This window comes from Gordonia sp. JH63, from assembly GCF_009856645.1.
Taxonomy (GTDB): Bacteria; Actinomycetota; Actinomycetes; order Mycobacteriales; family Mycobacteriaceae; genus Gordonia; species Gordonia hongkongensis.
On the sequence record NZ_CP047235.1, the window covers coordinates 1,358,271 to 1,376,326 of the forward strand.

The 18,056-nt window shown below is 68.2% G+C and carries 15 protein-coding genes; 8 read left to right on the plus strand and 7 right to left on the minus strand.

The annotated features are described in order from the left end of the window. Nucleotides 1–5 precede the first annotated feature (5 nt). Complete coding sequence (locus GR168_RS06160; protein ID WP_137810898.1) at nt 6–626, minus strand: DNA-3-methyladenine glycosylase; 621 nt, start codon at nt 624–626, stop codon at nt 6–8. Between GR168_RS06160 and GR168_RS06165 the strand changes: the two genes are divergently transcribed. The 6 genes from GR168_RS06165 to GR168_RS06190 all read left to right on the plus strand — a co-directional run bounded on the left by GR168_RS06165 (nt 604) and on the right by GR168_RS06190 (nt 6,551). Further along, on the plus strand, nt 604–1,041 hold the full coding sequence (locus tag GR168_RS06165) for an SRPBCC family protein (RefSeq protein ID WP_058251681.1): 438 nt from the start codon (nt 604–606) through the stop codon (nt 1,039–1,041). The two genes, GR168_RS06160 and GR168_RS06165, sit on opposite strands and share 23 nt — an antisense overlap. Before the next feature lie 113 nt (nt 1,042–1,154). Beyond that, nucleotides 1,155–2,906, plus strand: coding sequence for a substrate-binding domain-containing protein (locus GR168_RS06170; RefSeq protein WP_159370306.1), 1,752 nt, complete (start codon nt 1,155–1,157; stop codon nt 2,904–2,906). A gap of 65 nt (nt 2,907–2,971) precedes the next feature. After that, nucleotides 2,972–3,538 carry an FMN-binding protein gene (locus GR168_RS06175; protein ID WP_137810899.1) on the plus strand — a complete coding sequence of 189 codons (567 nt, stop codon included), beginning with the start codon at nt 2,972–2,974 and terminating at the stop codon, nt 3,536–3,538. 38 nt (nt 3,539–3,576) lie between these two features. Next, nucleotides 3,577–4,422 (plus strand): FAD:protein FMN transferase, encoded by an 846-nt coding sequence (locus GR168_RS06180; RefSeq protein ID WP_159371845.1) that lies wholly within the window; start codon nt 3,577–3,579, stop codon nt 4,420–4,422. Beyond that, nucleotides 4,419–5,993, plus strand: coding sequence for an oxidoreductase (locus GR168_RS06185; RefSeq protein WP_068972032.1), 1,575 nt, complete (start codon nt 4,419–4,421; stop codon nt 5,991–5,993). Before GR168_RS06180 ends, GR168_RS06185 begins: the two co-directional genes overlap by 4 nt. 9 nt (nt 5,994–6,002) lie before the next feature. Beyond that, nucleotides 6,003–6,551: a molybdenum cofactor biosysynthesis protein gene (locus tag GR168_RS06190; protein WP_137810901.1), complete on the plus strand. Its 549-nt coding sequence runs from the start codon at nt 6,003–6,005 to the stop codon at nt 6,549–6,551. Nucleotides 6,552–6,716: 165 nt separating this feature from the next. On the opposite strand, the gene GR168_RS06195 is transcribed toward GR168_RS06190, so the two are convergent. The 3 genes from GR168_RS06195 to pruA form a co-directional block, all read right to left on the minus strand. Further along, complete coding sequence (locus GR168_RS06195) at nt 6,717–7,976, minus strand: HNH endonuclease signature motif containing protein (protein ID WP_159370307.1); 1,260 nt, start codon at nt 7,974–7,976, stop codon at nt 6,717–6,719. 353 nt (nt 7,977–8,329) lie between these two features. Beyond that, a complete protein-coding gene (locus tag GR168_RS06200; protein ID WP_159370308.1) occupies nt 8,330–9,280 on the minus strand; it encodes a proline dehydrogenase family protein in 951 nt (316 codons plus the stop codon). After that, nucleotides 9,280–10,923, minus strand: a complete 1,644-nt coding sequence (pruA, locus tag GR168_RS06205; protein WP_159370309.1) for an L-glutamate gamma-semialdehyde dehydrogenase — start codon at nt 10,921–10,923, stop codon at nt 9,280–9,282. The genes GR168_RS06200 and pruA overlap by 1 nt, the downstream gene beginning before the upstream one ends. A gap of 74 nt (nt 10,924–10,997) precedes the next feature. Here pruA and GR168_RS06210 point away from each other — a divergent pair, with 74 nt between their 5' ends. Together GR168_RS06210 and GR168_RS06215 are read left to right on the plus strand one after the other, a co-directional pair. Then, complete coding sequence (locus GR168_RS06210) at nt 10,998–12,596, plus strand: helix-turn-helix domain-containing protein (RefSeq protein WP_159370310.1); 1,599 nt, start codon at nt 10,998–11,000, stop codon at nt 12,594–12,596. Nucleotides 12,597–12,672: 76 nt separating this feature from the next. Then, nucleotides 12,673–13,551, plus strand: coding sequence for an SDR family NAD(P)-dependent oxidoreductase (locus GR168_RS06215; protein WP_203235900.1), 879 nt, complete (start codon nt 12,673–12,675; stop codon nt 13,549–13,551). Between the two features lie 20 nt (nt 13,552–13,571). Here the strand turns inward: GR168_RS06215 and GR168_RS06220 are convergent, their stop codons facing one another. The 3 genes from GR168_RS06220 to GR168_RS06230 form a co-directional block, all read right to left on the minus strand. Continuing rightward, entirely contained in the window at nt 13,572–13,985 is a 414-nt protein-coding gene (locus GR168_RS06220; RefSeq protein WP_159370312.1) for a MerR family transcriptional regulator, read from the minus strand. Nucleotides 13,986–14,005: 20 nt separating this feature from the next. Next, nucleotides 14,006–15,505: a SulP family inorganic anion transporter gene (locus GR168_RS06225; RefSeq protein WP_159371846.1), complete on the minus strand. Its 1,500-nt coding sequence runs from the start codon at nt 15,503–15,505 to the stop codon at nt 14,006–14,008. A 238-nt stretch (nt 15,506–15,743) separates the two neighbouring features. Then, on the minus strand, nt 15,744–17,915 hold the full coding sequence (locus GR168_RS06230; protein ID WP_058251564.1) for a glutamine synthetase III: 2,172 nt from the start codon (nt 17,913–17,915) through the stop codon (nt 15,744–15,746). Nucleotides 17,916–18,056: the final 141 nt, after the last annotated feature.

Consider the following 18,056-nt stretch of genomic DNA (forward strand, 5'->3'; position numbering starts at 1 on the left):
AGTTTTCAGAGCTGCGCCCGCGGATGTCGGCGATACGCCGACACCGTGGGATCGGCGTCGATCCAGAACCGCCACGCCAGGTCGGCAGCGCGGCGGACCCCGACCCGAGGCCCCGCGACGACGCGTTCCCCCGGACGCGGTGCCCCGGGGTCGAGGGTGACCGGGGTCGACGGGTCGGCGAGATCGGTGTCGAGGTCGGCCATCGTGAGCCCGAGGGCACGGCACAGGTTGCCCGGCCCGCTGGCGAGCTTGGCGTCGGGGACCGGCCCCGAGCGCGTCGCACCGCGCCGGGCGCGTGCGAGGTCGACGCCGTCGACCACCGCGCCCGCGCGCAGCAACACCGCAGCAGCGGGTCCCGGCCCGGCGACGACGACGTTCGCGCAATGGTGGCCGTGGATGCGATAGACGTACAACCGTCCCGGGGGCCCGTACATGATCTCCGAGCGGGCGGTTCGGGTGTAGGCATGCGACGCCGGGTCGTCGGGACCGGCGTACGCCTCGACCTCGGTCAGCCGGATCGTCACCCCGTGCCCGGTCACCTGCGAGCCCAGCAGCGAACGTGCCTGTTCGGCGGCGGAGGCGGGGGCACTACTCTCTTGGGTCATGGCGAAGACGAGTGACTCCATCGGCGTTGATCTGTCACCGGAAGATACCTGGGCCGCGGCATCGGATCTCTCGCGGTACAGCGAATGGCTGGTGATCCACGAGACGTGGCGCAGCCCGATCCCAGCGTCCGCCGACCTTCGCAAGGGCACCGAGGTCTCCTCGATCGTGCGGGTCAAAGGCACCCGCGTCCGCTTCGACTGGGTGGTCGAGAAGTTCGAGCCGGTCTCGCACGTCCGCCTCAAGGGCAACGGCAAAGGCGGGGTCAAGGCGAAGCTGGATCTGGGCATCGCTCCCACTTCCAGCGGATCGGAAGTAACCTTCACTGTTGATCTGGGTGGGCTGCCGCTGATCGGGCCCGTGGGTAAGACCGCGGCCATGGCGGTGTCGGGGGATCTGCGTAAGTCGCTGCTGAAATTCCGCGAGGTGTTCGGCTGAGCCACGCGTGAACACGCGGGCCGCGACCGCCGATGCGTCGATGCGTCGTGCGGCGACCACGCGAGAGGCGGGTCTGCAGACCGCCGCCGTACGAGGGGAACGGGAAAAGAACAATGGGGCGTCACAGCTCCGGCGCCGATCGCGCCGGAAACGAGTGGAACGGGAACGACCGGTCGGGTGGGGCGGTTCCGCCACGCGCCCAGACTTCATCGGACAGAGGCAGGTCGAACGATGCCCGGTCGGGAAGCGATGACGACTTCGGCTTCGAGCACCGCAACACCGATGGGGGCCGCCGCGGGGGATGGCTGTGGGCGGGTGCGGTCCTGCTGGTCGTCGTAGCCCTGGTCACCGGCGTCATCATCTGGCAGACGGGTGCGGGTGGCTGCGGGGACCGGACCCGGGTCGCCGTCGCGTCGGACTCGGCGATGACCGGTCCGCTGCGCGAGGTGGCGCGGCAGGCGTCCGCGGACTCGTGTTTCGACTACGACGTGCAGACGGCCGCGGGTGCGGATGTGCCCGGCCTGCTCACCCAGGGTGCAGCGGCTCCGGACCTCTGGGTCGCGGACTCGCAGGTGCAGGCCCGCCGGGTGACGACCCAGGTGCGTCGTGACCTCGATATGGTGTCGCCGTCGATCGCGTCGACCCCGACCGTCGTCGCCGGCACCGACGTACCCGAGCTGGGCACCTGGGTCGAGGTCATGAAGTTGCCTGATCTGCGAACCGGCAGCCCGGTGGACACCAGCACGGGCGACGCCCCGATCATCGGCGCTCTCGCCGCGGTCGACTCCGGCGAGCTCGCCGACGAGGACTTCACCGAGGCGATGACCATCCTCGCCATCCAGCAGAACAATGCGCGCCTGGCCAACGACAACGAGGGCACACGTCTGAACCTCGCCAACACCTCGGGCGTCCCGGTGGTCACCACCGAGCAACAGTTCGATCTGTTCATGCGCACGCACCAGGGTTCGCAGTTGACGTCGACGATCCCCGCGGCGGGCACGGTCATGCTCGACTATCCGCTGGTCAACACGGCTCCTGCGGCGCGCCAGCAGGCGGCCGCCGACGCCGGGGCGGCCCTCGTCACCGCGCTGAACACCGATGCCGGGCGCGCAGCGCTGGCCGACTCGGGATACCGCGACGCCGACGGAAACGGCGTCGGTCAGCCGGTCAAGGAACTGGAGCTGCGCGACCCGTCGTCCGTCGACAAGGCATTGCGGCAGTGGCAGGTACTGGGTGTGCCGATCCGCTCGCTGATCGTCCAGGACACCTCCGGCTCGATGGAGACACCGGCCGGCGGCACCACCCGGGCGGGCCTGCTCATCGACGCCTCTCAGACCGGACTCAAGCTCTTCCCGAACAACACGATGATCGGCGGCTGGGCGTTCAGCGTGAACAAAGGCGGGCCCGGACAGGACTGGGAGGAGCTCGCCCCGATCCGCCGCCTCGATGCCCGTTCGGGGAGCGGTACGCATCGGGACGCGCTCGGTCGGGCCGTCGAAGAGGGGTTGTCGGACCTCGGGGGCGGGACGGGTCTCTACGACACGACCCTCGCCGCATTCAAGAAGGTGCAGGACACCTACGACCCGAACTACTCCAACAGTGTCATCATCATGACCGACGGACAGAACGAGGACCCCGACAGCATCACGCTCGACAATCTGCTCGCCGAACTGAAGCGCCTGGAGGATCCGGCACGACCGGTGCTGGTGCTGACGATCGGTATCTCCGACGACGCCGACTCCGATGCGCTGAAGCAGATCGCCGAGGCCACGGGTGGCACCACCTACGTCGCGGAGAACGCGGCCGACATCCGCACCGTCTTCGTCGACGCCATCCAGGCGAGGGTCGCAGCCGCGGGACGCTGAGACAGTTCGGAACGCCCCGCGGCCGTCGCCGGGACCAATGGCCGCGCAATCGGCACAATTGGTGCATGACGCACACCCCAGAGCCCACCGAGACCCTCGACCCGAGCACGATCGCCGAACCCGGCCCCCGTTCTTCGCGCCCGTCCCGCAGCCCGCGGGGATCGTCCGTCCTCGCCCGCACCGGCGGGGTGGTCGCGGCGATGGCGGTGGTCGGACTCGTGGCGGGCGCATGCTCGTCCGAGGACTCCGGGTCGGACGACTCGGCCACCGGCACGACGACCGGCGCCGCGACGGGCAGCTCCGCTGCCACCGAGGCCGCCGACGCGGGCTCCGGCGAGTACGAGGACGGCGAGTACACGGCGCGCGGTGAGTACATCTCGCCGGGTGGTCCGCAGAGCGTCGGGGTCACCGTCACGTTGTCGAACTCGGTCATCACCGCCGTGTCGGTGGACACCAGCCAGACCAAGGGCCCGTCGCTCGAGTACCAGGGCAAGTTCGCCGGCGGCATCTCCGACGTCGTGGTGGGCAAGAACATCGACGAGATCGAGGTCGACAAGGTGTCCGGCTCGTCGCTCACCTCCGGCGGTTTCAACGAGGCGATCGAACAGATCAAACAGGAGGCGCAGGCCTGACCTCCGTCGGCACCGGGCACCACTGGGCGTTCGAGGCGATCGGCACCCGGTGGACGATCAGCACCCCGGAACCACTCCCCGCCGATGTCGTCGACGCGGTGAACACCGAGATCGACCGGATCGACCGGGCCTGGTCACGGTTCCGGGACGATTCGACGGTCGCGCAGATGGCCAGGGAGGCGGGGCGATACCCGATCGCCGACTCCGACCAGGCGCTGGTCGACTGGTACCGCCGTCTGTACGGCCTCACCGGCGGCGCGGTGTCGCCGTTGGTGGGGCGCACGCTCGCCGAGGCCGGTTACGACGCGGCGTACACGCTCCGCGCGTCGGCGCCGGTGCCGACGGCGCCGGCCTGGGAGGCGGTGATCGGTGAGCATGTCGGTGCGCTGGAGATTCGCGAACCGGCTCTGCTCGACGTGGGTGCGGCCGGAAAGGGATTCGCGGTCGACCGGGTGGCGGAGATCGTCGGCGGCCACGTCGACGACTTCGTGGTCGACGCAGGTGGGGACATGGTGATATCGCCGCGTTCCCGCGGACTGCGGGTGGCGCTGGAGCATCCGCTGGACACGACGAAGGCGATCGGCGTCGTGTCCGTTGCCGGCGGCGCGATCTGCGCCTCGGCGAGCAATCGGCGGGTGTGGGCCGACTGGCACCACATCGTCGATCCGCGTACCGCCTCGCCCGCGCGGGAGGTGCTGGCGACCTGGGTGATCGCGCCGTCGGCGATGGAGGCCGACGGCTTGGCGACGGCGCTGTTCTTCACGCCCGCGGCGTTCCTGCGCGGCGATTTCGACCATCACCGTGAGGGCTTTCATCACGTGACCATCCGACGCAACGGGAGTGTCGAACACACCGCCATCCCCGGATTGGAGTTGTTCCTGTGACAACGCTTCTGCCGCAGCTGCTCTCGCCGATCGACGCGGCCCGGCGGCACCTGACCCCGTATCGGGCGGTGCTCTGCGGGCTGGTGGTGCTGGCCGCAGTCGCTTTCGTCGTCTCGGCGACCGATGCCGACTTCGGTTACGGTCCGGACGAATTGGCGGTGTGGCTGGTCGTCGCGGTCGGGGTCAGCGGGGTCGTGAGCTACGTCTGCGCCGGCGTGCTGCGGGTGCCGCCGAACTCGGATTCGTGGCTGATCACGGGACTGATCCTGTTCTTCGTCCTGCCCGGCGGCTCGGAGGACACCGCCGTCGCCACCGTCGCGGTGGGCGCCGCCATCGCCGCGGCGTCGAAATATGTTCTCGCATGGCGTCGTCGGCTGATCGTCAATCCCGCGGTCGCGGGTGCGGTCGGTTGTTACGCGCTGGCATACGCCGGTCTCGAGGGCATCAGCTTCCCGTTCTGGTGGGTGGCCGCCGATCCGCTGTTCGTCCCGATGGTCGTGATCGGTGCGGTGGTCGTGACGTTGATCCGCGAGTGGCGACTGGCCCTGGTGTTCATCGGCGCCTCCCTTGTCACGATCGGGGTCGTCGAACTGGTACGCGGCGGCCAGGATCTGTCCACATGGGTGGTGTCGAGTCCGATGCTGTTCGTGGCGGCGATCATGCTGCCCGAGCCGCTGACGTCGCCGGCCACCGAGCTGCACCGACTGTTGTACGCGGCGTTGGTCGGTGTGCTCATGCACTGCCAGTACACGATTGCGATCACCGACGCGTACACGTTGGCGTTCGTGCCCGAGGTGGCGTTGCTCGTCGGATGCCTGTACGCGTTCCTCGTCCGACTGGTGTCGGGCACTGCGCGCCGGGTGCCGCTCGACGTCGTCACCGTCCCGGTTGCCGACCGAACCTACGCGGTGCGCGGTGAACCGGTCGGTGGCGCAGCGGTGTTCCGGGCGGGGCAGTGGTCGAGTGTCAGTGTGCCGCGGTGGTCGGCGCCGCTGTGGTCGGGTTCGCGGCGGGTCTTCTCGTTCGTGTCCGCGCCCGGGCAGCAACCGGTGGAGTTCGGCTTCACCGTCGCCGCGGCGCCGTCGACCTACAAGGCAGCGCTGGTCGACGGCAGCGTACGCCGGGTCTACGTCGACGAGATCGGTGGGGACTTCGTGCTGCCGCGGTCGTTTCCGGCGACCGGATCGGTGGTGTTGATCGCCTCCGGGATCGGGATCACTCCGTTCGTCTCGATGGTGCGGGAGCTGGTGCAGTCGGGCCACGATCTCTCCGGCCTGACCATCGCGCACGTGCTGCGGGATCAGCGGCGTGCCGTACACGCCGATGACCTGGAGAGCGCCCGGGCCGCGAACGCGCGCATTGCGACTGTCGAGGCGCCGGAACTAGCCGACGGGATCGACGATCCCGCCCGGCTCGCCGAACTCATCGGTCCCAGCGCTGCCGGCGCCCACTACTACGTGTCGGGTACGCCTGCGTTCGTCGAACGGACGTCGGCGGCGGTCCGCCGCCTCGACGGTACGGCGCGATCCCGGCCGTGGCGTGTCCACACCGACTCGTTCTCCGGATACTGAACGCGTCTGATGGAGTTCGAATACCACTGCGAGATAGTCACCTTCGTCGTCTCGCCGAAGCATGCCTACTTCGGCAGACCGAAGGACGGCCCGGCCGACGAGGTCGAGACCCGTACCCCCGAATCGGTGGAGATCGTCGCCGACAAGGGGATTCGTGGTGATCGCTTCTACGGAATCCGGGCCCACACCGAGGCGGCCGTGACGTTTCTGGCGCTCGAAGCATGGATGGCGGCGGCGGCTGACGCCGATCCTGTTCTGGCCCGCCGCAACGTCGTCGTGCGCGGTGTCGAGCTCGATCCCTTGCGGGGACGGGAGTTCGAGCTGGACACCGGGTCGGGTCCGATCCGGTTCCGCGGCGGACGCCCTGCTCATCCGTGTTCGTGGATGGACACCGTTGCCGGGGACGGGGTGCGCAAAGCCCTGATCGGACGTGGTGGACTTCGGACGCAACCGCTGACGTCGGGGACGCTGAGCGTCGGTCCCGCGGTCTTGCGCACCGACGTCGAACTCGACGCCGCCCGCGCCGCCGACCAGGTGCGGCGGGCGCAGCCGATGTAGCTAGGGGCGACGATGGTCTGCCCCGCGGACTCCGTTCCCCTCTACATGTTGAGGGGAACGGAGCCGACTGCTATGTCTCTGTGGAGTTGTCAAGGGAAGGATGCGGTCCCGGGGTGTGGCCCGGGTTCGGAAGGTGCTACGCGAAAGTGTGTGTCGGACGGCCGGTCAGGCGGCGTCGTCGAGTCGCATGGTGCGGCGGTTGTAGGCCGGTAGCGGTCGGCGGTGCGGGTCGATATTGGCGGGCGGGACGAGCCACGGGTGGCGGTCGAAACCCATGACAATGTCCCAGCCGTGATGGTGGACCTGGGTGTGGCAGCGTTGGCAGAGCAGGCAGCCGTTGTCGAGGTCGGTGGGTCCACCCTCGGCCCACGACTTGATGTGATGCACCTGCGTATGGGACGGCGGTGCACCACATTTGACGCAGCACGCGTCGCGGACGATGATCGCTTTGCGTAGGTGTGACGGATACAACCGGCGGGTGTGACCCATCTGTAGTGGTACGCCCTCACTATCGAGGATGATCTCCGTGAGCGAGCCGTCGCACGAGACCTGTTTCGCGGTGGCATGGCTGACCGATCCGGTCCACGGCAGCGTTGCGAGGTCTCCGGTCGCGGGGATGGTCAGCATCAATTGAGTGCGCGGGGAACCAACGGTATCGAGGGTAGCGCCGATCGCGGCTTGGTCGAGGATCAACTCGAAGGCGTCGGCGCGGCGTTGCTCGGCGGTGCGTCGATCTTCGGCGCCGTCGGGTTCGGGCCTGGGGCACGAGCGCTCATCGATCATCGTCAGGAACTTCTCGCCGACCACCTGGGTGAGCTCGGCGCGGACTTCGACGCGGCCGTCGTCGGTGGTGTGTGCGTTCACCGAGTTCAAGCTTGCATCGTCCGACGCTCGGATTCCTGCGCCACAAGCATCGGCGAGAGCGTTGCCGATGACGTGAGCATGCTTGAGCACCTCAGTCGGTGTTGCACCGGATAGTGCTTGGGCGATGAGTTCGATCTCAAACCGCGAGCGCTCGTCGCCGGAAAGCGCCTCACCACAACGTCTATCGAGCTCGTTCATGCCGCGGACGATGGCATCGACGATCTCGCCGGACAGTCGCCCATCGGCGGCGTGACGCGCCGCAGCGGGCAGGTTGGGCAGCGCGTCGACACTCCGCATGGTGCGGAGGGCGGAGGCCGGCGCATGTCCAGACTCGATCAGCAGCTTCTTGGTGGTGCTACCGGTATTCTGTGCGACTCCGAGGGCGTCGAGTTGCGCTGCGTGCGTGGCGATCTGGTGGTCCGCGAGGTTGCGGATCAGGCGCCACGTGTCGAGGGCGTCGAATGTTGCTCTGCCCGTTGGGTCGTCGGTGGGTGGGGTGGTTCCGATGAGTTGATCGAGGAGAGTGGCTAGCTCTGGCATGACTCCAAGGTACCGGAACATTCGTTCGATTTCGAGGGTTTTCCACAGGCGCGAGACGCGCGAATTCGTCCGCTGTGCAGTGTTTTTGGTTGACAGTGCGTCGATTCGCGTTGACTGTCGGGACTGTCTCGCGTATCTGCCCGAATTGTGACCGGCAGACTTCAACTCGACTGCCAGACCTCGATCGAAGTCTGCCGGTCGAGTTGAAGTCTGGCGGTCGCCGGCCCACCGCCCTCTGGTAGTTGCTGTGCTCGACCCCGCGGGCGGCTTTCCGCGCTCCGGCAACCGCAGATCCAGCGTTTCGGATCAGGAAGCAGTGGCCCAGTGCCGCACATTCAACGAAAACCGACGCACAGTCGACTGGTCGGGGGGCCTCACCCGGCCAGTGCGCGCAGAAAGAACCCCAGGTTCGCCGGACGTTCGGCCAGGCGTCGGACCAGGTACCCGTACCACTGCTCGCCGTAGGGGATGTAGACCCGGACGCGTGCGCCGGCGGCTGCCAACCGGCGCTGCTCGTCGGCCCGTATTCCGTACAGCATCTGGTGTTCCCAGCTGTCCGGCGCGCGACCGAATTCGTCGGCGAGGATTCTCGCGGCGTCGATCATCGTGGGGTCGTGGCTGGCGACCATCGGATAATCGGAGCCCTTCATCAGTACCCGGAGGCACCGCAGATAGCTGTCGTCGACCTGGCGGCGGTCGGTGAACGCGACCGCGGGCGGTTCGGCATAAGCGCCTTTACACAACCGGATTCGGGCGCCCGACGCCGCGAATTCGGCGCAGTCGTCCTCGGTGCGGCGCAAGCAGGCCTGCAGCACGGTCCCGGTCTCCGGGAACTCGGAGCGCAACGACCGCACGATCGCCAGCCGCCGGTCGACGGTGGTGTGATCCTCGGCGTCCACGGTGACCACGACGTCCAGGCCATCGGCCGTTTCGACGATCGTGCGCGCGTTCTCCTCGGCGATCTTCGCGCCGTGCTCCGGCAGTGCGAGACCGAGCGCGGTCAGCTTCAGCGACACCTCCAACGACCCGGCAGGTGCCGGACGGCGTCCCGACAGAGACTTGAGCAGAGCCAGATACGCGGTCACCGTGGCGTCCGCCTGGGATTCGTCGAGGGTGTCCTCGCCCAGGAAGTCGACCGAGACGGAGAGTCCGTCGGCGAGTTCGGCCCCGACGGCGGCCATGGCGGCGTCGAGCGACTCGCCCGGCACGAATCGGCGGACCACTCGTCCGGTGACCGGCCACCGCTGGGACGCGTCCTTGATCCGCTCGCTGCGCGATGCCGCGACGATCGCGGGCCGCAGCACGGTGTCCAAGACGGACCCCATCACAGCGCCGTCCAGTCGGCGACCATGTGCGGGTACGACGAGGTGGTGGGAGGTGAGAAGGTCTCCTTGATCGTGCGGGTCGAGGTCCAGCGCATCAGGTTCTGCTTCGACCCGGCTTTGTCGTTGGTTCCCGACGCCCGGCCGCCGCCGAAGGGTTGCTGCCCGACCACCGCGCCGGTGGGCTTGTCATTGACGTAGAAGTTGCCCGCCGCGTTCCGCAGCCGGTCGGAGGCGAGCGCGACCGCGGCGACATCGGTCGCCATGACCGACCCCGTGAGTGCGTACTGCGCCGTCGAATCGACCAGGCCGAGAATGTTCTCGTAGTCGGCGTCGTCGTAGACGTGAACCGCGAGGATCGGACCGAAGTACTCTGTGGCGAACGCCTCGTCGGTCGGGTCGTCGGACACCAAGACCGTGGGTCGGACGAAGTACCCCTCGGTGTCATCGCAGACGCCGCCGACCGCGACGGTCAGCGACGCCGACGACTTGGCCCGGTCGATGGCCGCGACCTGCCTGTCGAACGCGCGCCGATCGATCACCGCGCCACCGAAGTTCGTCAGATCTCGGACGTCGCCATAGGCGAGTTCGTCGGCCTCGCCGAGGAACTCGTCACCCATCCGCTCCCACACCGACCTGGCGACATACGCGCGTGACGCCGCCGAACACTTCTGGCCCTGATACTCGAAAGCGCCGCGCGTCAAGGCCGTTCGCAACGCATGAGGTTCGGCCGAGGCGTGCGCGACGATGAAGTCCTTGCCACCGGTCTCGCCGACGAGGCGCGGGTAGTTCCGGTAGTGCTCGATGTTGGCACCGACCTCACGCCACAGATGACGGAACGTCCTCGTCGACCCGGTGAAATGGATTCCGGCCAGATTCTCATCGGCGAGAACGACATCCGAGACCGCGGCACCGTCGCCGTGGACGAGATTGATCACCCCGGGCGGCAATCCGGCGGCCTCGAGCAGCGCCATCGTCAACTGCGCCGAGTATGCCTGGGTGGGGGAGGGCTTCCAGACGACGGTGTTGCCCATCAACACGGGGGCGGTGGGCAGATTGGCGGCGATGGCGGTGAAGTTGAACGGGGTCACGGCGTAGACGAACCCGTCCAGTGGACGGTGGTCGAGCCGGTTCCACACCCCGGGCGACGACTCCGGTTGCTCGGCGAGGATCTCACGCGCGAAGGCCACGTTGAACCGCCAGAAGTCGACGAGCTCGCATGGGGCGTCGATCTCGGCCTGCTGCACCGACTTCGACTGGCCGAGCATCGTCGCCGCCGCGATCCGCTCGCGCCACGGCCCGGCCAGCAGCTCGGCGGCGCGCAGGATCACGGCCGCGCGGTCGTCGAAGCTCGTGTGAGCCCAGTCGGCGGCGGCGCGGGCGGCGTCCACCGCGGCGCGGGCGTCGTCGTGGGTGGCATTGGTGATGAAGCCGAGTACCTCGCGGTGTGCGTGGGGCTGGACGACGTCGATCTCCTCACCCGCCCCGAGGCTCAGGTGGCCGCCGATGATGTGCGGGAACTCGCGGCGGCCGGCATGCGACTGTAGCGCCAGCTCGTCGACGATGCGCGCACGCTCGGGCGAACCGGGGGCATAGCTGTGGACGGGTTCGTTCGACGGTCGAGGGGGAGTGGTGATGGCATCCATGACCTCAGTCCACCGTCCCTTTCGACGTCGCGATATGGCCGATCAGCCGAGGTGGGGCTCGTAGTCTTGTCCGTATGGACAAGAATGCCGGTATCGCGCTCGGGCGGTTGGTCCTCGCCCTTGACCAGACCGTCGCGACCCTGGTCTCGTCGCCCCGCGGTCTCGACGCGCCGGTGTCGACGATGGCGATGGTCGACGCCGACGACGTGCACTACGGGCTCGGGCATGCCGCCCGATCGGCCGACGTGTTCCTCCTGGTCGGACTCACCGATGACGTCGTCGTGGAGTGGCTCGGCGGCCTCGGCGCGCACCGCCCGGTCGCCGTACTGGCCAAGAACCCCGCACAGACCCTGGTCGGCCTCGCCGATCGACTGGGCATCGCGGTCATCGCCATCGATCCGCACGCCCGCTGGGAACGCATCTACAACCTCGTCACCCGGGTGCTCGACGCGGCACGCGGCGCGGTCGGGAGCGGCGAGTCCATGGAGTCGGGAAGCACCGGCGACCTGTTCGAGCTCGCCGCGGAGGTCGCCCGCCGGACCGGTGGTCTGGTCAGCATCGAGGACGAGCACGCGCACGTCCTCGCCTACAGCTCGGCCGGTGAGGAGGCCGACGAGTTGCGCAGACTGTCGATCCTGGGCCGCGAGGGGCCGCCGGAGATGCTGGCCTGGTTGCGGGAGTGGGGCGTGATGGACGCGGTCCGGAAGTCGTCCGGAGTCGTGATGGTCGACGCACGCACCGATCTCGGACTTCGGCCGCGTCGCGCGGTCGCCATCCGTCCGGCGTCGGGCCCACCCGGCGATCGCTCCGACGTCCTGATGGGGGTTGTCTGGCTGCAGGAGGGGTCGCGCCCGCCGGCCCGCGACACCGACGAGGTACTCGTCGGCGCCGCAGCTGTTGCGGCCCGGGTGATCTCGCGACGGCGTTCGGCAGGCTCCGACCACGATCAGCGGGTCCGGCGACTCCTCGGTGTCGGCGGAGTCCCGGTCGACACAGACCACCTCGCCGCCCAGCTCGGCATCGCGCCGACCGCCACGGTGACGGTCGTGGGGTTCACGGCCCCCGACGGCATCCGCGCCGGGCAGGTCTCGGCGCTCATGCTGCACGCCAGCGCTTTCAGTCCGCTGTCGGTCACGGTCACGATCGGTGACCGCGCGTACGTCGTGCTCCCCGGCGTCCCGCTCGACGACGCCGTCACGTGGGCGCGGATCTCCGTCGACGCCGCCGACCGCCAGTTCGCCGTATCGGCACGCGCGGTCGTCGCCGGCCCCGACACCATCGCCGCCGCAACCGATCTGCGTTCTGCGATCGATCGTGTCCTCGACGCCGCCGGTCGCGACGCCGACCTGATCGACGACGTCACCACCGTCGAGCGATCCCGCACCGGGGTGCTGCTCGCCGAGATCATCGGATTGCTCTCGGAGAACCCCGATCTCGTCGACAGCCGGGTCGCCGGGCTCGCGGATCTCGACACTCGCAGCGGCAGCGAGTTCACCGCGTCGTTGCGCGCCTACCTCGACCATTTCGGTGACGTCCGCGCGGCAGCGGCGGCGCTGCACGTCCATCCGAACACCTTGCGCTACCGCATCCGTCGCGTGCAGACCCTGACCGGGATGGATCTCGACGACCCGGCGACGCGTCTCGTCGTGGCACTGTCCCTGCGCGTTCGGTGAGAGTCGCTGCGCCCCCGAGTCCCACCGCCGGCCGAGTGCCACCCCGCCCGGTCATCCGGTGGGTACCGTGGCGCCCATGCCCTCATCGTCGAAGGCCCTGTCCGACCTGACCGGCACGCGGGTCGTCGTCACCGGTGCGACGAACGGTATCGGGATGGCCACCGCCCGCGCGCTCGCCCGGGCCGGTGCGCAGGTGGTCCTGGCCGTCCGCGACACCGATCTCGGCGCCCGGCGCGCACGGGAATTCGGCGGTGAGTGCGAGGTGATCCGGCTGGATCTCGCCGACCTCGCCTCGGTGCGGACCTTCGTCGAGGAACTCGACGGTCCGGTCGATGTGCTGGTCAACAACGCCGGCATGTTCCCGCATCAGCATCGGACTACGCGGGACGGTTTCGAACTCGGCATGGGCACCAATTTCCTCGGGCCGTTCGCCCTGACCAATCTGCTCCTGCCGCGCATCAGGCGGCAGATCGTGTCCGTGGGTTCGGAGGGGCATCGCCGCGCCCGCATCGACCCCGCCGACCTGGACCTCCGACGCACACGGTGGTCGCCGCCGCGGGCCTACACCGGGTCGAAACTCGCGGTGATGCTGTGGGGCCTCGAACTCGACCGACGGTTGCGCGACGTCGGGTCGCCGGTGACCTCGATGCTCACCGATCCCGGCTGGGCCGCGTCGAACATCTCGAACAAGCCGGGCCTGGGCGTTCTGCACCGCGCGGCGCAGGGCCTGGCGGGTGTCGTCGGCAACGATCTCGACGCCGGCGCGGCACCCACCCTGCACTGTCTGACCGAGCCGATCCCGCCGGGCAGCTACGTGGGGGTCGACGGACCGTGGGGACTGCGCGGCCGACCGGTGCTGTCGGGCCGATCGCTCACGGCGTGCGACTACGAGCTGGCCGGTCGACTGTGGACCGAGGCCGAGGCCCGCACCGGCACCCGGTGGCCGCTGGGGTAGGGCCCACGTGCCCGGCCGTATCACGCCGGATCTGTCAGTCGATCCGACAGCTGAGCGGTGAGTTCGTGCGCATACTCCAGTTGCCGCTCGAGCTTCTCGCACGCCAGTCGTGCGCGCTGCCGGAACTCCGCGACCGCCTCGAGCGCCGCCCGCCGGTCCGCCGGCGCCGCGTCGGAGTCGTCGAGGACACTCTCGGCGTGCAGGAGTGCGCGCATGTCGTCGAGGGTGAAACCGAGAGGCTTCATCCGCCGGATCACGAACAGCCGATCGATGTCGGCCCGGGTGTACAGCCGGAAGCCCCCGGCCGAGCGAGCGGACGGGACGACCAGACCGACCTCGTCGTAGTGGCGGATCGTCTTGATGGACAACCCGGTTTCCGTTGCCACCGCGCCGATCTGCAGGTGCTCGGCGGTGTCGGTCCCGTCGTCGGTCACAACCTGTCCTCTCTGCCCGGTCAGCCCTCGCCGCCGAGCTGCCCGCTGAGACGTCGATGACGTTCGGCGCTGTGGTCGTCGAGGCCGACGATGGTGGCCGTCTTGCCCTTGGCTGCGTACTTGGTGGTGACGGCATCGAGCGTAGCGACCGTCGACGCGTCCCAGATGTGTGCGCCGCTCATGTCGATGACGACGTCGTCCGGGTCGCCGACATAGTCGAACTGGTACACGAGGTCGTTGCTGGACGCGAAGAACAACTCGCCCCGCACCGCATAGACGCGGGTTCCGGGTTCGGGATCGGCGACATCGACCACCTCCGTGAAGTGGGCGACCCGGCGCGCGAACAGGACCATCGCCGTCAGGACGCCCACGATCACCCCGTACGCGAGATTGTGGGTGGCCACGGTGACGACGACGGTCGCGACCATCACCGCGGTCTCGCTCTTCGGCATGCGCCGCAACGTCTTCGGGTTGACGCTGTGCCAATCCAGGGTGCCGACCGACACCATGATCATGACGGCGACGAGCGCGGCCATCGGGATCAGCGCGACGATGTCACCCAGCCCGACGACCAGGATGAGCAGGAAGAGTCCGGCCAGAAACGTCGAGATGCGGGTGCGGGCCCGGGACTCCTTGACGTTGATCATGGTCTGGCCGATCATCGCGCACCCGCCCATGCCGCCGAAGAGACCGGTCACGATGTTGGCGATGCCCTGACCGGCGGCCTCACGCGTCTTGTCGGAATGGGTGTCCGTGAGGTCGTCGACGAACTTCGCCGTCATCAAGGACTCGAGCAGTCCGACGAGCGCCATGGTGAACGCGTAGGGGGCGATGACCGACAGCGTCTCCCAGTTCAGCGGGACGTCGGGAAAGAACAACGTGGGCAGACTGTCCGGCAGGTCGCCCTCGTCGCCGACGTCGGGAACGGAGAACCCGACCGCGAGCGTGACCGCAGTGAGTACCACGATCGCCACCAGGGGCGACGGGATGACAGTCGTGAGTTTCGGCAGCAGGACGATCATCGCTATCCCGGCTGCGACGAGGGGATACACCAGCCACGGGACCCCCAGCAGGTGGGGGAGTTGAGCCGTGAAGATGAGGATGGCCAGCGCGTTGACGAATCCGACCATCACGCTGCGCGGGATGAACCGCATCAGACGGGCGACACCCAATGCGCCGAGGACGATCTGGATGACCCCGGCGAGGAGCACCGCGGCGATCAGGTGATCCAGGCCGTGACTGGCGACCAGGGGCGCCACCACCAGCGCCACCGCCCCGGTGGCGGCGGAGATCATCGCCGGACGGCCGCCGACGATGGCGATCGTCACCGCCATCGTGAACGAGGCGAACAGGCCCACTCGCGGATCGACTCCGGCGATGATCGAGAACGAGATGGCCTCGGGGATGAGCGCGAGCGCGACCACGAGACCGGCGAGGACCTCGGTACGCAGGCGCCGCGGGGAGCGCAGGGTCGCCAGCACCGACTGTTGTCGGGCAGGAGTCAGCACCTCGGCCGTCATCGGCGTCTCGACTTTCGTGAGGTAACGGAAACGTCTGTCGCGGAAGGGGTCACCCACCCTCGCGGGCGTCGGGCGATTCCGACGGCCGACGCCGCCCCGCAGGACGGGCCAACTCTACCCTCACGGGAGGGTAGAGATGCAAATGCGGGTGCGCGGATGGGCGTCACGCCACACAACTCCAGGCGCGCAACAACACGCCCCCTGCGCGATGCGCAGGGGGCGTGCCGACGATGCGGGATCAGAGAATCGTGAGCATCTCGTTGTAGGTCGGCAGCGGCCACAGATCGTCGGCGACGATGGACTCGAGGGTGTCGGCGACCTCGCGGACCGCGGCCATGGCCGGGACCAGTTTCTCCAGCGCGTACTTCGACTCCTCGAAGGTGGACTCGCCGTGCATGCCGGCGATACCGGCATCGAGGGCCGTCAACCCGTCGTGCAACGTGCTGATCAGTCCGGTCAGTTCCTCGAGCAGCGGTGTGGGAGCCTCGATTCCGGCCATCTTGAGCGACGCCGCGGTCCCGGCGAGCTCACCCTGGTACCGGATCGCGGCCGGCATGATCATCGTCTTGGCGATCTCCGCGGTCTCCTTGGCCTCGACGAGGAGGGTGAGCGCGTAGTACTCGAAGATGACGTCCTCGCGGGCCTCGAGCTCGCGGGCCGACAGCACGCCGTACTTCTCGAAGATCTCGACGACCTCCGGCGAGGTGTACTCCGTCACCGCGTCGACCGTCGTCCGTAGGTTCTTCAGTCCGCGGGCGGCGGCCTCTTCCTGCCATTCGTCGGAGTAGCCGTTGCCGTTGAAGATGACCGAGCCGTGGGCATTGACGATCTCCTGCAACACCTTCTGGACGGCGTCCGCGAGTTCGAGACCGTCGGCGAGGAGCTTCTCGAGGTCCGAGGCGATGAAGTCGATGGAGTCGGCGAGGATCGTGTTGATGGCGACCATGGGATCGGAGATCGACTGATTGGAACCCGGTGCGCGGTACTCGAACCGGTTGCCGGTGAACGCGAAGGGGCTGGTGCGGTTGCGATCCCCCGGATCGGCTTTGAGGGGCGGCAGGGTGTCGACCCCGAGTTCGATGACCCCCGCGGCCTTGGAACCGGTGGCGCCGCCCTTGGCGATCTGCTCGAAGACGTCCATCAGCTGGTCGCCGAGGAAGATCGAGATGATCGCCGGCGGAGCCTCATTGGCGCCGAGACGATGATCGTTCGACGCCGAGGCGACCGCCGCGCGGAGGAGCCCGCCGTAGAGGTGCACCGAGCGGATGATCGCGCCGCAGAAGGTCAGGAACTGCATGTTCTCGTGCGGGGTGTCGCCGGGATTGAGCAGGTTGCCCTGATTGGCGTTGCCGAGCGAGAAGTTGACGTGCTTGCCCGAACCGTTGACGCCGGAGAACGGCTTCTCGTGCAGCAGGCATTTCATGCCGTACTTCTCGGCGACGGCCTTCATCGTGGTCATCATCAGCTGCTGATGGTCGTGGGCGAGGACCGACCGCTCGAAGACCGGTGCGATCTCGAACTGGCCGGGCGCGACCTCGTTGTGCCGGGTCTTCGCCGGGATCCCCTGCTTGAACAGCTCGCGGTCGAGTTCGATCATGAACGACAGCACGCGTTCCGGGATGGCACCGAAGTAGTGGTCGTCGAACTCCTGGCCCTTCGACGGCGGTGCGCCGAACAGGGTTCGGTTGCAGGTCATGAGATCTGGTCGCGCATAGAAGAAGTGCTCGTCGATCAGGAAGTACTCCTGCTCGGCGCCGGCGTAGGAGACGACGGTGTCGACGTCGTCGTGGCCGAAGAGGCGGAGCAACCGCATGGCCTGCTTGCTCATGGCCTGTTGGCTGCGCAGGAGCGGGGTCTTCTTGTCGAGGGCCTCGCCGGTCCACGAGATGAAGATCGTCGGGATGCAGAGGGTGTTGCCGTTCGGGTTCTCCAGGATGTACGCCGGGCTGGTGACGTCCCAGCCCGTGTAACCGCGGGCTTCGAAGGTGCCGCGCAGACCGCCGTTGGGGAAGCTCGACGCGTCGGGCTCGCCCTGCAGCAGCGTCTTGCCCGCGAACTCGGCGAGCGATGCACCGGTGGAGTCGGGTTCGAGGAATGAGTCGTGTTTCTCGGCCGTGAAACCGGTGAGCGGGTAGAAGACGTGGGCGTAGTGGGTGGCGCCCTTCTCGATGGCCCAGTCCTTCATGGCCACCGCGACGTAATCGGCGAGGGTGGGGTCGAGCGCGCAGCCGGTGTCGACGGTTGCGGCGACCGCCTTGAAGACGTGCTTGGGCAGCCGCTTCTTCATGACCGACAGGCTGAACACATTGCGCCCGAACGTGTCTGCGAGGGGTTCGGTGAACCCCGGCGCCGACACGTCGTAGGTCGTCACGGCCTCGATCGCCTGTCGGCGGGACATGCTGCCACTCATGGATACTCCTGGATGATCTGGGCCCCCCTGTGCGCGGGGGCGCACGACGACGTCGCTACGCCGTTTGTCGCAATTGCGAGCGCTTCGACGCTATGAGCTGGGTGTATGCGCCCGATTGCCCCTGTGTGACGCCGAGGAAAA